A 15,274-nucleotide genomic window follows, 5' to 3' on the forward strand; every position below is an offset into this window, starting at 1 on the left:
ATAGTCGGCTTTTTTTTGAATAAAAAAACCTGACTAATAACACAGAGGAAAACACAATGACGCGCCGTGCAATTGGGGTAAGTGAAAGACCACCGCTTTTACAGACCATCCCGCTTAGCTTGCAGCATTTATTCGCCATGTTTGGCGCAACCGTGCTGGTGCCTGTTCTGTTCCACATTAACCCGGCGACGGTACTGCTGTTCAACGGTATCGGGACGCTGCTGTATCTCTTTATCTGTAAAGGTAAAATCCCGGCTTACCTCGGCTCGAGCTTTGCCTTTATTTCGCCGGTTCTGCTGCTGCTGCCGTTAGGTTACGAAGTCGCGCTGGGCGGCTTTATTATGTGCGGCGTGCTGTTCTGCCTGGTTTCTTTCATCGTGAAGAAAGCGGGTACCGGCTGGCTGGACGTGATGTTCCCGCCGGCGGCGATGGGCGCAATCGTTGCCGTCATCGGTCTGGAGCTGGCGGGCGTAGCGGCGAATATGGCGGGCCTGCTGCCGCCGGACGGCCAGTCTGCGGACACTAAAACCATCATTATTTCGATGGTTACGCTGGGCGTGACCGTCTTCGGCTCTGTGCTGTTCCGTGGTTTCCTGGCGATCATCCCGATTCTGATCGGCGTGCTGGTGGGCTACGCGCTCTCCTTCGTAATGGGCGTGGTTGATACGACGCCTATCGCCCAAGCACACTGGTTCGCGCTGCCGACCTTCTACACCCCGCGCTTTGAGTGGTTTGCCATTTTCACCATTCTGCCCGCGGCGCTGGTGGTGATTGCCGAGCACGTTGGTCACCTGGTGGTGACGGCGAACATCGTTAAAAAAGATCTGATTCGTGACCCGGGTCTGCATCGCTCGATGTTTGCTAACGGCCTGTCGACGGTGATTTCCGGCTTCTTCGGCTCTACCCCGAACACCACCTACGGTGAGAACATCGGCGTGATGGCGATTACCCGCGTGTACAGCACCTGGGTTATCGGCGGTGCGGCGATTATTGCCATTCTGCTGTCCTGCGTCGGTAAGCTGGCGGCGGCTATCCAGATTATCCCGCTGCCGGTTATGGGCGGCGTATCTCTGCTGCTGTACGGGGTGATTGGCGCGTCCGGTATCCGCGTGCTGATCGAATCAAAAGTCGATTACAGCAAAGCGCAGAACCTGATCCTGACCTCCGTTATTCTGATCATTGGCGTCAGCGGCGCGAAGGTACACATCGGTGCTGCCGAGCTGAAAGGGATGGCGCTGGCGACCATCGTCGGCATCTGTCTGAGTCTGATTTTTAAACTTATCAGCGTGCTGCGCCCGGAAGAAGTGGTGCTGGACGCAGCGGACAGCGACGAAGCGAAGTCGTGATCCGACGACCGGGCGGGATCGCCGCCCGGTTCTCTCATCGGTTATTTCTGTGGTAAACTCTTCCCGTTTTTTCGTAAGCCCATGTTGAGGTCTCTTCTGAACGCACCGGCACAGCTCTCTTTGCCACTTTATCTTCCCGATGACGAAACCTTTGCCAGTTTCTTCCCGGGCGATAACCCTTCTTTACTTGCCGCACTGCAAAACGTGCTGCGGCAGGAGCATAGCGGATACATCTATATCTGGGCGCGCGAAGGCGCCGGGCGTAGCCATTTGCTGCATGCGGCCTGCGCCGAACTTTCACAGCGTGGCGATGCGGTAGGCTACGTTCCGCTGGACAAGCGCACCTGGTTTGTTCCGGAAGTGCTGGAAGGGATGGAGCAGCTTTCGCTGGTTTGCATCGATAATATCGAGTGCGTGGCGGGGGACGAACCGTGGGAAATGGCGATCTTTAACCTCTACAACCGCATTCTGGAATCGGGTAATACGCGTCTGCTGATCACCGGCGATCGCCCGCCGCGTCAGCTCAATCTTGGCCTGCCGGATCTGGCGTCCCGCCTTGACTGGGGGCAAATTTACAAGCTCCAGCCGCTCTCCGACGAAGACAAATTACAGGCGCTACAGCTGCGCGCGCGCCTGCGCGGTTTTGAGATGCCGGACGACGTGTGCCGCTTTATGCTCAAACGGTTGGACAGAGAAATGCGTACGCTTTTCCAGACCCTGGATCAGCTCGATCACGCGTCCATTACCGCCCAACGTAAGCTAACCATCCCGTTTGTGAAAGAGATTCTGAAACTCTAGAGTACGAATAGTTTCCTCGCCCTGCGTAGGCCTGATAAGCGTAGCGCCATCTGGCGGATCCGAGCAGATTGCCGGATGGCGGCTTTGCCTTATCCGGCCTACCTGAAGACGATTTTCGTTACGCTTCCATCGCCAAATCATTGAGCAAATGCTGCATCAGCAGGGGGATCGGTCTGCCGGACGCGACGCTTTTTCCGCCTTCGCGCCACAGCGCCGTCCCGCTGACGTCGAGATGCGCCCACGGAATATCCGCCGGGCAGAAGTGGTGCAGCAGCCAGGCGGCGGAGGCGCTGATGGCCGCATTGTTGGTTGGCGTGTTGCACAGATCGGCAATCGCGCTCTCCGTTTGTTTTTTCAGCCTTGCGTCCAGCGGCAGCGGCCAGACTTCATCGCCGCTCTGTTCCCCGGCAACGGTCAGCGCAGCGCGCAGCGCAGCGTCCTGCGTCATTAACCCGCTCAGCTCATAGCCCAGCGCCTTGACGACTGCGCCAGTCAGCGTAGCTAAATCAATGATATAGCGTGTTTTTGCATGGCGCTGGCTAGCCCAGGCAATCGCATCGGAGAGTACCAGACGGCCCTCGGCGTCGGTGTTGTTGATTTCCACCGTCATGCCGTTACAGGCGCGAGCCACGCTGCCCGGCTGCATCGCGTCGGGGCCGATGGCGTTTTCCGCCAGCGCCAGCACGCCCATGACCCGAACCGGTAGCGCCAGCTCGGCGATGCTCAGCATCAGCCCGAGGACGTTAGCCGCGCCGCACATGTCGTACTTCATGGTATACATGCCCGCGCCTTCTTTCAGCCACAGTCCGCCGGTGTCAAAGGTGACGCCTTTACCCACGTAGCTGCGTACCGGACCATGGCCTGCGCCTTCGTAGTGGATAGCCAACAGGCGAGGCGGGCGGCTTGCGCCCTTACCAACCGCGTGCAGCAGGCCAAGGCCCTGTTCAACGATTGCCTGATCATCAAGCACCTCGCAGCGCAGGGCCGGGAAAGCGGCGCACAGGCGTTCGGCTTCTTCGACCACATACTGCGGCGTGCACTGTTCGGCGGGGATATCCGCAAGACGGCGGGCGGCAATCATACCGTTGGCGATCGCCTGTTGCTGTTGGAACAGCGGCGTAAGTCGGCCCACTTCGCTCTCAGGACAGTAAGCGTCGACGTGGCTCAGACGCACATCGCGTTGTGTGGCGCTCTTCAGCCCAAGGTCCGTTAAGCGGTGCTGTTGGTTAAACAAAAAGCGCAGCGTTTTCACCAGCACCGTATCGTCAATCTGCGAGCAGTCCAGCAGCACTTCGCGGCATACCGGCGCGGCAAACAGCGGCCGCAGGTAACCGAGTAGCGTATCGGTCAGGCTATCGCGCCAGGCGCTATGTGGTACGAGCGTAATGCGGGAAAATGGCCCGCAGGCGAAGCAGGTATCCGCCAGTGTGCCCTGTGCGGCGCGCGCTGCCATTTCAGTTATCAGCGGGTTGTCGCGCAGCGCACCCTGCTGGAGCAAAGGGCTTTCGGGATAGGTAATGAGATGGTGCTGTTCCAGTTTATCGGGCAGCGCCGTTACTAAACGGTAGTCAATCATCGCTTACTCCTCGATGGGGGCGCGGATACGGTCGGCATAGGCCTGCATCCAGGCGTCATCCACCGGCTGATAATGGGTTTTCTCTTTGACGCGCTCGGCGCGGAACACGGTCAGCGGCTGGCTTGCGGTGGCCACGACAAAAGAGAAGGTTTTTATATTGGTAGCCGCACCGAACTCACCCTTACGGTTCATACAGACCACGGACAGGTCGCCTGCGCGGCCAAAGCGCGACATCAGCTTATCTTCCAGTTCGTACACCACCGAGTCCGCCGCCTGCTGCGGGGTCATGCCCTGTTCCATCCGGCGAACGATTTCGTAGCTGGTGCAGCCTTTCATCAGGTCTTCCCCCACGCCGGTAGCGGTCGCTGCGCCGATTTGGCTGTCGCAGTAGAAGCCGGAACCGATGATCGGGGAATCGCCGACGCGTCCGCGTTTTTTCATAAACAGCCCGCTGGTCGAGGTGGCGACGCTCATCGAGCCCCGCTGGTCGAGCGCGATAACGCCGACGGTATCATGGCCGTCGTACGGGCTCAGCCCCTTATCCAGCGTCTCTCGGCAGCGCTTGCGATAGTGCTGCATTGCGCGCTCGGTCAGCATTTTTTTCTCGGCAAAGCCCTGGCTCAGCGCCCATTCGCGCGCGCCCTGGCCGACCAGCAGCGAGTTATAGCGCTGGCGACCCAGCGCCTGCGCCACTTTTACCGGGTTGGCGATATCGACCAGGTTGCCCACCGCGCCAAAGGCCAGCGTGTCGCCGTCCATCCAGGCCGCGTCCAGCTCCACCTCGCCGTTTTCGGTCGGCAGACCGCCGTAGCCAACGGATTTATACAACGGAAAATCTTCCACCGCGACGACGGCATCGACGACCGACGCCGTTGCCGCGCTGCCGCCGGCCAGCGCCGACGCGGATTCACTAACCCCTTCCAGCGCCATACGCCAGGTTGCAATAATTCCCCACATATTCTTACTCCTGTTTTGCTAGCGTGCTGGATTCCTCAACGGCACTGATTTCCGCATTGCGGTACTGCTTATCGACGATGCGCATGAACGGCAGGTACAGCATTGCGCCAATCAGCAGGTTAATAATTTGCATCACGCTGCCGGAAATATGCCCGGTAACGATAAATCCGCTGATGACCGGCGGCAGCGTCCACGGAATAAAGACCCCGGTGGTGACCGCAACGGCACCGATTTTCATGGCCATATACTGAATGGTCACCAGCACCAGCGGTACGAGGTTGAACGGAATCAGCATGATGGGGTTCATAATGACCGGCAGACCAAACAGCACCGGCTCGTTAATGTTGAAAACAGAGGCCCCCGCGCCCAGGCGTGCGACTTCGCGCATGTTTTTGCTGCGGGCAAAAATGAGCATGGCAATGACCAGCGACAGCGTGGCCCCTGCGCCACCCATCCAGATCATGTCAAAGAACTGCTCGGTAATAATGTGCGGCGGCGTTACGCCGGCCTGGATGGCGGCGATATTATCGGTCTGGTTTTCCATCCACAGCGGACGAATGATGCCGTTCACCATCGAACCGGAGTTGATCCCCACCGACCACAGGATAGTGATGCTGAATACCGTCATCAGTGCGCCGAAGTAGGAGGTGCCGAAATGGCGAACCGGCGTCGCGACCACTTCATAGATGAACTGGTGAATGGTGTTGTAGTGGGTGTTTTCAAAACCGATGCGGATAGCCAGCACCAGAATCATGACCAGCAGCGCCGGGATTAACGCGGCGAATGATTCCTGTACCGCTGGCGGCACGCCTTCCGGCATCTTGATGACCAGCTTTTTACGCTTCAGCCAGCAGAACAGTTCGGTCCACAGCAACGAGCCAATCATGGCGACGAACAGGCCTTTAGTACCAATCCATTCTACCGGCATCACGGTGATGCCGCCGTTCTCTGCGACCTTAATAAACGGCGTCAGGATGAGGAAGCAGACCAGTGCCAGGATTCCGCTGGAAATTTTGTCATCACCGTAGTGTTCCGCCAGGCGGTAGGCGACCAGGAAGCTGATAAACAGCGACATTGTCGAGAAGACGGCATTAAACGGAATTTCGACGATCGCGCTCCAGTTAGCGCCAAACATGCTGGACATAAACTGCTGGTAACCCTGATTCGGGAACGACGAGATAACCAGCAGGATGGAGCCGACGATAATAAACGGCATAAAGGAGACGTAAGCGCCACGGATGGCGCCAAGGTGACGTTGCTGCGACGTTTTGGCAGCAATCGGCATTAATTTTTCTTCTAAAAATCCCAGAACATTGTTCATTGTGAACTCCGTATAAGATTAACGGACATTGTGTGTGTTATGTAATAGAAACGGCGGGAGGGATTATCGGAGAAAGCCTGGTGTAGAAAGGTGAAACGGGTCACAATGCGCCGACTTAATTCATATAAATCTCATATGATTGGTTATTTGTTTTTCAGAGGGCGTCATGGAAATTAAGCTTCATGCCAACGCAACGACTACGCCGAGGATCAGAAAATACCTTCAGGATTTAACGAAAAGTGACCGTGAACTGGCGCTTGAACTCGGTATTTCCGTTACTACGGTGCGCCGCTGGCGAAACCGTGAGCAAACGGCCGATCGCAGTACGGCACCTTCTGTAGTACACAAAGTAATGAGACAAGAACAGATTATATTGATTAACGTTCTGCGGCAGATTTTGCAGGCGCCGCTGGATGACCTGCTGTTTATCGTGGTGGAGGGGCTGGGCATTCCGCTGTCGCGTGCGACGCTGAGCCGCTATCTGACGCCTTCATATCCCAAAAATAGCGCCGAGCGGCTTAGCGGAAAGAAGGCTATCAAGGCGGGCGTCAGGCCGCAGATGCTGACGCTGCACTATCGTTTTCTGTCGCTGCATATGGATGACGACGGCGATCATCACGTGCTGTGGGCGCAGGAGCCGGTTAGCGGGTGGTGCGCGGCGCGCATCTATTCAGGGATGTCCGCGCCGCTGGTGACGCACTGGCTTGATGACGTGCTGTCGGCGTTTCCGGGTGATATACAATCTGTTGAGATTAAAAGCGACGAATGGCTGAATGAGGCGCATGTTGTCGCGTTGCGCCAGCATCTGGCCGCGCGGGGTATTGCCTGTAGTATGACGATGGCGGGGGAAAAACGTCAGGCAGTGGCGGTAACCGTGCCGTTAGCGGAAATCATTCCGGCCGTACGGGCCGTTACGCCGGATGCGCTGGTTGTGCGGCTGTGTGAACTGTTTAACGCGGGCAAGCCGCAGAAAAAACTCGGTAATATGACGCCGCAGGCGTTTCTCGACGCGCTGCGGCATGAGGGGGGTTAGCTCACGATTTCCAGTACCTGCTCGGGTGGGCGCCCAATGCGCGCCTGCCCGTTGCTGACGACGATCGGGCGTTCAATCAGCTTCGGGTTGTCGACCATCGCCTGAATTAGCTCCGCTTCGCTCAGGTGGCTGTCGGCCAGATTCAGCGACTTGTACAGATCTTCTTTCTGACGCATCAGATCGCGGGCACTGGCGAAACCGAGCAGGGCAATCAGCTCACGTAGCGTGGCGGCGTCCGGCGGTGTCTCCAGGTAGAGCACCACGTTAGGGTCAATGCCGTTGGCCTTCAGCAGGCTCAGGGTGTCGCGGCTCTTTGAGCAGCGCGGGTTATGATAAAGGGTGACTGAATCCGTCATCGTCTCTCCAGTTACATTTTCTGATAAGGGCGGAAACGCTCTTGCAGCTGGCGCAGCTGGTCGATACGCGCGTCGTAGCGTGCCTGCTGCAGGCTGCGTAATTTCACCTGCGCGCTGGCGGCGCTGAGCAGGGAAATGGCCTGATCCAGTCGGCCTACCAGCGCCATGTTTTCAGCACGCGCGGCCAGCTCCTGATCGCGGTTGCCCAGCTTGGCCTCCGCCTGGGCCAGCAGATCCCAGCCGTTGGTATCGTCTTTGTTATTAAAGGTGTAGCGGTTGAGGATCGTCGCCGCCTCTGCGGCCTGGCCACCTTCCAGAAGGGCGTTAGCCAGGTTGAGCTGCAGTACCGGGTTGGTGCGCAGCTCGCGAGCGTTCTTCAGCCGGTTGATGGCTTCACTCGTTTTGTTCTGGCCGAGATCGATATCGGTCGCCAGATCGAGGAACCAGGCGTTTTGCGGATCGGCGCTCAGCAGCGGTTGCAGCAGCTTGCTGGCCTCAGCGTAGTTTTTGGCCTCCATGGCCAGCAGCGCTCGCCCGTACTGGGCGGCGTGTTGCTCGCGGATGTTGCCCTTTGACCAGTTATCGAGCAGGTCGGTGCCCAACTGGTTTTGCCCGTTGTTATACATGCCGAGCGTACGCGCTTTGGCAAAGTAGAAATCGGCGGAAGACTGAACCACCACCGGGCGCATTTGGTTGGCGCGGTTGCGCGCGTCCGATAAGCGGCTTTCCGGCAGCGGGTGAGTTAACAGCATTTCCGGCGGGCGCGAAGAGTAGCGCGACTGATCGAGCAGCTTTTCCATAAAGGCAGGCATGGCCTGCGGGTCGAAGCCGGCGCGCTGGAGAACCTGAATACCAATACGATCGGCCTCTTCTTCATTCTGGCGGGTAAAGCTGATCATCCCCTGCTGGGTGCCCGCTAAAGTCCCGCTCAGCGCTGCCATCCCGGCCTGTGGGCTGGCCATCGCCAGCAGAATGGAACCCAGCGCGCCGACCCACGTTAGCGGGGCGTTACGTTTCTGGTCTTCCATTGCGCGCGCCAGGTGGCGTTGGGTCACGTGGGAGATTTCGTGCGCCATAACCGATGCCAACTGACTTTCGGTGTCAGAATAGCGGAACAGCGCGGAGTGCAGCACTACGTTACCGCCGAAGAAGGCGAAGGCGTTGATATCGTCGTTGTTAATCAGATAAAAATGAAACGGCGTACGTACGGAGAAGGCGTGCGAAACCAGGCGCATGCCCAATGAATTAATGTACTGAACCAGCAGCGGGTCGTTGATGAGCGGCGCGCTACCGCGCAGTTGTCGAACATAGTAATCCCCCATTTGCATCTCCTGACCAATGGAGAGCGTGCTTCCTGCGGATGTACCCATATCCGGTAGATTATCGGTTGTATCGGCAAATGCCGGCGCAACCTGACCGAAAGTGAGTGTCGCAATAAGGGATGCCAACAGCGTTTTTTTCAACTGCCTGAACATAACCTCTGTCCTGTAATGTGGGATGTGCCTGTTTTGACCAGCAGGATAATCTGACGTTCAATTACCGTCTGCTTTTGGAGTGTATCTATCTGCTCACGGCTTGAAAACGATAATCGCGAGAATGCGGAGATAAAAATAAAAAGCGAAGTCTTTTTTGTGACACTTAGATACAATTCATCTTCTATATGAAAGCGATAGGCTTCAGGGAATAGATTTATGCTCGAGATGTTGATGCAATGGTATCGCCGCCGATTCAGCGACCCGGAGGCCATCGCGCTGCTGGTCATTCTGCTCGCCGGTTTCTGCATTCTGTTTTTCTTCAGCGGCCTGCTGGCGCCGCTGCTGGTGGCAATAGTGCTTGCCTACCTGCTGGAGTGGCCGACGGTACGGTTAGAGCGGCTGGGCTGGTCGCGCACCTGGGCGACCAGCGTCGTGCTGGTGCTGTTTGTTGGCATTCTGCTGCTGATGGCCTTTGTGGTAATGCCCATCGCCTGGCAGCAGGGAATTTACCTTATCCGCGACATGCCCGGTATGCTCAACAAGCTTTCCGATTTTGCCGCCACGCTGCCGCGCCGTTACCCGGCGCTGATGGACGCCGGGATTATCGACGCGATGGCGGAGAATATGCGTACGCGTATGCTGACCATGGGCGACTCGGTGGTGAAATACTCGGTCGCTTCGCTGGTGGGGCTGCTGACCCTGGCCGTGTATCTGGTGCTGGTGCCGCTGATGGTTTTCTTCCTGGTGAAAGACAAAGAGCAAATGCTCAACGCCGTACGCCGCGTGCTGCCGCGCAACCGTGGGCTGGCGGGGCAGGTGTGGAAAGAGATGAACCAGCAAATCACCAACTATATTCGCGGTAAAGTGCTGGAAATGGTGGTGGTAGGTGTCGCCACCTGGCTTGGTTTCCTGATGTTTGGCCTCAACTACTCGCTGCTGCTGGCGGTGCTGGTGGGGCTGTCGGTGTTGATTCCGTACATCGGTGCGTTTGTTGTGACGATCCCGGTTGTCTGCGTCGCGCTGTTTCAGTTCGGTCTGGGCACCGAGTTCTGGAGCCTGTTTGCGGTGTATCTGATTATCCAGGGGCTGGACGGTAACCTGCTGGTGCCGGTGCTGTTCTCTGAAGCCGTGAACCTGCATCCGCTGGTGATTATCCTGTCGGTGGTGATTTTTGGCGGCCTGTGGGGCTTCTGGGGCGTATTCTTCGCCATACCGCTGGCAACGCTGATTAAGGCGGTGGTTCACGCCTGGCCGGACGGTCTGGTGGTGGAAGAAGACGAAACGGCATAATCGATAAAAAACCCGGCGTCGCGATGCTCGGCCGGGTTACGTCATTCACGTCAGGGAAAGGGTCAGGCGTTGGCCTGCAGCCAGCTCAGTACCACGTCGTGGTGATTGCTGGTTTTGAAGTCGTCGAAGACGTGCTCAATTTTCCCTTCCGCATCGACCAGGAAGCTGATGCGGTGAATGCCATCATAGGTTTTGCCCATGAAGGTTTTTTCGCCCCAGATACCAAACTGCTCGCAGACCTGGTGATCTTCATCGGAAAGCAGAGTGAAGTTCAGCAGCTCTTTTTCTGAGAAGCGGGAGAGTTTTTCCGGTTTGTCGGTGCTGATGCCCAGAACTTCAACGCCCGCTTTTTTCAGCTCGTCCATATTATCGCGAAGGCCGCATGCCTGCACGGTGCAGCCAGGGGTCATCGCTTTCGGGTAAAAATAGACCAGAACACGTTGTCCCTGGAAGTCGGTCAAATTTACTTGCTCGCCGTCTTGATCGGGCAAACTAAATTTCGGTGCGATATCACCGGCTTTCAGTGGGTTCATTACTCAGCTCCATCCTGTTCATCATGCTGTGAATAATTAATCACGTTTATACTGCCTTGCGCTTTCAGTTCTGTACATAGTGCTTTGAACGCTTGCTCAATATTTGATGCATTTTGCGTAGCTGGGCTATGGGCGGTAATTTGAATAAACAGCTGCGCCGCGCCTTCGTCGGCGCCCGGCTGGGTTCGCGACACCAGCTCGGCGATGTTCATTTCCCAGCTGTCGAACAGGGCGGTAAAACGCTCAATAATATGCGGCGAATCAGGGACTTCGACCTGTACCCATACGGTGGCCGGCATCGCCGGGCGCGGGCTGGCGGTGGTGCGTTTCATCACGATAAGCAGGTCCAGCTCCGCACCTTTGAGCGGCAGGGTGGACTCAATCAGCGTGATGGCGTTCCAGGTTCCGGACAGCAGCATAATAAAAGTGAATTCATCCCCCAGCATCGCCAACCGACTGTCTTCGATATTACAGCCGCAGCTGCTCACATGACGGGTAATCGTATTGACAATGCCGGGGCGATCCGCGCCCAGGGCCGTAATGACCAGATAGTGTTGTAATGAGGCTGTCAAACCTGTTCTTCCTTTAAAAAGGTGCGGTATATCCTAGGAAAGCATAAAAAAAACCGGCATACAACATTCTGAAGGCCCTGAGTCTCTTGCTTTTATTACAGGACCAAACGTACCATTGAGTTTCATGTCCGCACGTCAGCACAGAGGATGGCCCATGTTCACGGGAAGTATTGTAGCGCTTGTCACGCCGATGGATGAAAAAGGTAATGTCGACCGTTCAAGCCTGAAAAAACTGATTGATTATCATGTCGCCAACGGAACCTCGGCGATTGTGTCGGTAGGGACTACCGGTGAATCAGCCACGCTGAGCCACGAAGAGCATGGCGATGTGGTATTAACCACGCTGGAACTGGCCGATGGTCGCATTCCGGTTATCGCGGGAACGGGGGCAAATGCAACCGCAGAGGCGATTAGCCTGACCCAGCGTTTTAACGACAGCGGCGTCGTTGGCTGCCTGACCGTGACCCCCTATTACAACCGCCCGACTCAGGAAGGGTTGTTCCAGCACTTTAAAGCGATTGCCGAGCATACTGACCTGCCGCAAATTCTGTATAATGTGCCGTCACGTACCGGTTGCGATATGCTGCCGGAAACCGTAGGTCGCCTGGCGAAAATTAAAAATATTATCGCCATTAAGGAAGCCACGGGGAACTTAAGCCGCGTTCATCAGATCAAAGAGCTGGTTTCAGACGATTTCATCCTGCTTAGCGGCGATGATGCAAGCGGTCTGGACTTCATGCAGCTTGGCGGGCACGGCGTTATTTCGGTAACGGCGAACGTTGCGGCGCGTGATATGGCTGAAATGTGCAAGCTGGCCGCCGAAGGGCAGTTCGCGCAGGCGCGCATCATCAACCAGCGTTTGATGCCGCTGCACAATAAATTATTTGTCGAACCCAATCCTATCCCGGTGAAATGGGCGTGTAAGGAATTGGGGCTTGTGGCGACCGACACCATGCGCTTGCCGATGACACCGATCACCGACCACGGTCGTGACGTTGTGGCATCCGCACTGAAGCATGCCGGTTTGCTGTAAAGTTTAGGGAGATTTGATGGCTTACTCAGTACAGAAGTCGCGCCTGGCCAAGGTTGCGGGTGTATCGCTGGTTTTACTGCTTGCGGCCTGTAGTTCCGACTCGCGCTATAAGCGCCAGGTGAGCGGCGATGAGTCCTATCTGGACGCGACGCCGTTAGGTGAACTTCACGCCCCTGCTGGCATGATCCTGCCGATTGAAAATGGCGACTACAACATTCCTGTCGCTAACGGCAGCGGTGCCGTCGGTAAAGCGCTGGATATCCGCCCACCGGCTCAGCCGCTGGCGCTGGTTGCCGGTGCGCGCACGCAGTTTACGGGCGATACCGCCACGCTGCTGGTGGAAAACAGCCGCAGCGGTTCACTGTGGCCGCAGGTGGTCAGCATTATTCAGGCGAAAAACTACGCCATTACCAAGCGTGATGATGCTAGCCAGACGCTGACAACCGACTGGGTTGAGTGGAACCGTCTGGACGAAGACCAGCAGTATCGCGGTCGTTATCAAATCTCCGTGCAGCCTCAGGGCTACCAGCAGGCGGTGATGGTGAAGCTGGTTAACCTGGAACAGGCCGGTAAACCGGTCGCCGATCGTGCTTCTCTGCAGCGCTACAGCGCCGAAATGCTGAATGTGATCTCCGCCGGTCTGGATAAGAACGCCAGCGACGCGCAGGCCTCTCGCGGCACCGCGGGAGCCACCTTTGACGTGCAGAGCGCTTCCGATGATACCGGCCTGCCGATGCTGGTGGTGCGCGCGCCGTTCAACCAGGTCTGGCAGCGTCTGCCGGGCGCGCTGGAAAAAGTGGGCATGAAAGTGACCGACAGCACGCGTTCTCAGGGCAGCATCGCGGTGACCTACAAGCCGCTGTCTGACGGCAGTTGGAGAGATCTGGGTGCCAGCGATCCGGGTCTGGTCTCCGGTGACTACAAACTTCAGGTCGGCGATCTGGACAACCGTAGTAGCCTGCAGTTCATCGATCCGAAAGGCCATACGCTGACGCAGTCGCAGAATGACGCCCTGGTCGCCGTATTCCAGGCCGCATTTAGCAAGTAATTAAACAGGGCTGGAGCAATCCGGCCCTTTTTTCTGTATAGTGACGCAAACGTGTGCGTAGACAGAAAAGCACAAATATTTATGGTTAATCATCACTGGAGTGACAAAGATGCAAAAGCTAGCTGAGTTGTATCGTGGTAAAGCGAAAACCGTATACAGCACCGAAAACCCGGATCTGTTGGTACTCGAATTCCGTAACGATACGTCAGCAGGGGACGGCGCCCGCATTGAACAGTTCGATCGTAAAGGCATGGTGAACAACAAGTTCAACCATTTCATTATGAGCAAACTGGCGGAAGCAGGGATCCCGACCCAAATGGAAGCGCTGTTGTCCGATACCGAATGTCTGGTGAAAAAGCTGGATATGGTGCCGGTGGAATGCGTTGTGCGTAACCGTGCCGCCGGCTCGCTGGTGAAACGTTTAGGGATTGAAGAAGGCATTGAGCTGAATCCGCCGCTGTTTGACCTGTTCCTGAAAAACGACGCGATGCACGACCCGATGGTCAACGAATCCTACTGCGAAACCTTCGGCTGGGTGAGCAAAGAGAATCTGGCGCGTATGCAGGAACTGACCTTCAAAGCGAATGACGTGCTGAAAAAACTGTTCGATGACGCGGGTCTGATCCTCGTGGACTTCAAGCTGGAATTCGGTCTGTTCAAGGGCGAAGTGGTGCTGGGCGATGAATTCTCGCCGGACGGCAGCCGCCTGTGGGACAAAAAGACCATGGACAAAATGGATAAAGACCGTTTCCGCCAGAGCCTTGGCGGCCTGATTGAAGCCTACGAAGAAGTGGCACACCGTTTAGGCGTGAAGCTCGACTAAGTCATAATGCCTCCCGGCCTCCCGGCCTCCCGGCCTCCCGGCCTCGCGCCATGCGGAGGCCGGATAAGGCGTTGACGCCGCTACTCCGGCAAGGTGCCTATTGTGCCCGATGGCGCTACGCTTATCGGGCCGACTACAATCTCCCTTCCTGACGCATTTCCAGTGGTAATCCCGCCCGTAACCGCCTACGATCGTAACAGTCATAATAAAAAAAGATCGAGGTAGTTATGCGTTGGCAAGGCCGTCGTGAAAGCGACAATGTAGAAGACCGGCGGAACAGTTCCGAATCCCCGTTATCCGGGCGCGGTCCAGGTTTCCGTATTCCAAGCGGCAAGGGCGGCATTATCCTGCTGATTGTCGTGCTGGTCGCGGGCTATTACGGCGTTGACTTAACCGGGCTGATGACCGGCGAGCCGATTGGACAGAGCCAGCAGCAAAGTTCTCAGCGCGTCAGCAACCCGAATGATGATGAAGCGGCTAAGTTCACCTCGGTTATTCTGGCCACTACCGAAGACACCTGGGCGCAGCAGTTTAAAGAGATGGGCAAAACCTATCAGCCGCCGCGCCTGGTCATGTATCGCGGCGCAACGCGTACCGGCTGCGGCACCGGGCAATCGGTTATGGGGCCGTTTTACTGCCCGACCGATAGCACGGTCTACATCGACCTTTCTTTCTACGATGACATGAAAAGCAAGCTCGGCGCGGGCGGTGATTTCGCCCAGGGCTACGTGATTGCTCATGAAGTGGGTCACCATATTCAAAAACTGCTGGGTATTGAGCCGAAAGTGCGTCAGATGCAGCAGGGGGCATCTCAGGCAGAGGTAAACCGTCTGTCGGTACGTATGGAGCTACAGGCCGACTGCTTCGCTGGCGTCTGGGGCCATAATATGCAGAAGCAAGGGATTCTGGAAGCGGGCGATCTGGAAGAGGCGCTGAACGCCGCGCAGGCTATCGGCGACGACCGTCTACAGCAACAAAGCCAGGGGCGCATCGTGCCGGACAGCTTCACCCACGGGACGTCGCAGCAGCGTTACACCTGGCTGAAACGCGGCTTTGACAGCGGCGACCCGGCGCAGTGCAACACCTTCAGTAAATCGTTCTAAGCCGATGCAG

Annotated in this window: 15 protein-coding genes; 8 read left to right on the top strand and 7 right to left on the bottom strand. The window is 56.8% G+C overall.

Translation table 11 applies throughout. The features are described from left to right. Window positions 1–56: 56 nt before the first annotated feature. Both uraA and H7R76_RS06750 read left to right on the top strand, forming a co-directional pair. Entirely contained in the window at window positions 57–1,346 is a 1,290-nt protein-coding gene (uraA, locus tag H7R76_RS06745) for a uracil permease (protein WP_106924136.1), read from the top strand. Between the two features lie 96 nt (window positions 1,347–1,442). Further along, complete coding sequence (locus H7R76_RS06750) at window positions 1,443–2,144, top strand: DnaA inactivator Hda (RefSeq protein ID WP_074398749.1); 702 nt, start codon at window positions 1,443–1,445, stop codon at window positions 2,142–2,144. A gap of 118 nt (window positions 2,145–2,262) precedes the next feature. On the opposite strand, the gene H7R76_RS06755 is transcribed toward H7R76_RS06750, so the two are convergent. Genes H7R76_RS06755 through H7R76_RS06765 form a run of 3 tightly spaced genes read right to left on the bottom strand, consistent with a single transcriptional unit; the run spans window position 2,263 to window position 5,998 of the window. Continuing rightward, on the bottom strand, window positions 2,263–3,720 hold the full coding sequence (locus H7R76_RS06755; RefSeq protein ID WP_106924138.1) for a leucyl aminopeptidase family protein: 1,458 nt from the start codon (window positions 3,718–3,720) through the stop codon (window positions 2,263–2,265). A gap of 3 nt (window positions 3,721–3,723) precedes the next feature. Further along, complete coding sequence (locus H7R76_RS06760; RefSeq protein WP_106924139.1) at window positions 3,724–4,677, bottom strand: glycosylasparaginase; 954 nt, start codon at window positions 4,675–4,677, stop codon at window positions 3,724–3,726. Between the two features lie 4 nt (window positions 4,678–4,681). Beyond that, a complete protein-coding gene (locus H7R76_RS06765) occupies window positions 4,682–5,998 on the bottom strand; it encodes a PTS sugar transporter subunit IIC (RefSeq protein ID WP_106924140.1) in 1,317 nt (438 codons plus the stop codon). Between the two features lie 166 nt (window positions 5,999–6,164). On the opposite strand from H7R76_RS06765, the gene H7R76_RS06770 reads away from it, so the two are divergent. Beyond that, window positions 6,165–7,031: an XRE family transcriptional regulator gene (locus H7R76_RS06770; RefSeq protein ID WP_182967299.1), complete on the top strand. Its 867-nt coding sequence runs from the start codon at window positions 6,165–6,167 to the stop codon at window positions 7,029–7,031. On the opposite strand, the gene arsC is transcribed toward H7R76_RS06770, so the two are convergent. After that, on the bottom strand, window positions 7,028–7,387 hold the full coding sequence (gene arsC, locus H7R76_RS06775) for an arsenate reductase (glutaredoxin) (protein WP_106924142.1): 360 nt from the start codon (window positions 7,385–7,387) through the stop codon (window positions 7,028–7,030). The two genes, H7R76_RS06770 and arsC, sit on opposite strands and share 4 nt — an antisense overlap. Before the next feature lie 11 nt (window positions 7,388–7,398). Continuing rightward, the gene (gene bepA / locus H7R76_RS06780) at window positions 7,399–8,862 is read right to left on the bottom strand and encodes a beta-barrel assembly-enhancing protease (protein ID WP_182930202.1); all 1,464 of its coding nucleotides are present in this window, start codon (window positions 8,860–8,862) and stop codon (window positions 7,399–7,401) included. A gap of 216 nt (window positions 8,863–9,078) precedes the next feature. Here bepA and H7R76_RS06785 point away from each other — a divergent pair, with 216 nt between their 5' ends. Continuing rightward, the gene (locus H7R76_RS06785) at window positions 9,079–10,152 is read left to right on the top strand and encodes an AI-2E family transporter (RefSeq protein WP_106924144.1); all 1,074 of its coding nucleotides are present in this window, start codon (window positions 9,079–9,081) and stop codon (window positions 10,150–10,152) included. Between the two features lie 62 nt (window positions 10,153–10,214). Here the strand turns inward: H7R76_RS06785 and bcp are convergent, their stop codons facing one another. Next, window positions 10,215–10,685: a thioredoxin-dependent thiol peroxidase gene (bcp, locus tag H7R76_RS06790; protein ID WP_106924145.1), complete on the bottom strand. Its 471-nt coding sequence runs from the start codon at window positions 10,683–10,685 to the stop codon at window positions 10,215–10,217. Then, window positions 10,685–11,257 (bottom strand): glycine cleavage system transcriptional repressor, encoded by a 573-nt coding sequence (locus H7R76_RS06795; RefSeq protein WP_181357944.1) that lies wholly within the window; start codon window positions 11,255–11,257, stop codon window positions 10,685–10,687. The genes bcp and H7R76_RS06795 overlap by 1 nt, the downstream gene beginning before the upstream one ends. A gap of 154 nt (window positions 11,258–11,411) precedes the next feature. On the opposite strand from H7R76_RS06795, the gene dapA reads away from it, so the two are divergent. The 4 genes from dapA (at window position 11,412) to ypfJ (ending at window position 15,264) form a co-directional block, all read left to right on the top strand. Continuing rightward, the gene (gene dapA / locus H7R76_RS06800; RefSeq protein ID WP_106924147.1) at window positions 11,412–12,290 is read left to right on the top strand and encodes a 4-hydroxy-tetrahydrodipicolinate synthase; all 879 of its coding nucleotides are present in this window, start codon (window positions 11,412–11,414) and stop codon (window positions 12,288–12,290) included. A gap of 16 nt (window positions 12,291–12,306) precedes the next feature. Next, window positions 12,307–13,338: an outer membrane protein assembly factor BamC gene (bamC, locus tag H7R76_RS06805; RefSeq protein ID WP_106924148.1), complete on the top strand. Its 1,032-nt coding sequence runs from the start codon at window positions 12,307–12,309 to the stop codon at window positions 13,336–13,338. Window positions 13,339–13,447: 109 nt separating this feature from the next. After that, the gene (gene purC, locus H7R76_RS06810; protein ID WP_035891480.1) at window positions 13,448–14,161 is read left to right on the top strand and encodes a phosphoribosylaminoimidazolesuccinocarboxamide synthase; all 714 of its coding nucleotides are present in this window, start codon (window positions 13,448–13,450) and stop codon (window positions 14,159–14,161) included. Window positions 14,162–14,388: 227 nt separating this feature from the next. Then, window positions 14,389–15,264, top strand: a complete 876-nt coding sequence (ypfJ, locus tag H7R76_RS06815; protein WP_182967301.1) for a KPN_02809 family neutral zinc metallopeptidase — start codon at window positions 14,389–14,391, stop codon at window positions 15,262–15,264. Window positions 15,265–15,274: the final 10 nt, after the last annotated feature.

Origin of the sequence: Klebsiella sp. WP8-S18-ESBL-06, from assembly GCF_014169755.1 — a bacterium.
In the GTDB taxonomy this organism is placed as follows: domain Bacteria; phylum Pseudomonadota; class Gammaproteobacteria; order Enterobacterales; family Enterobacteriaceae; genus Kluyvera; species Kluyvera ascorbata_B.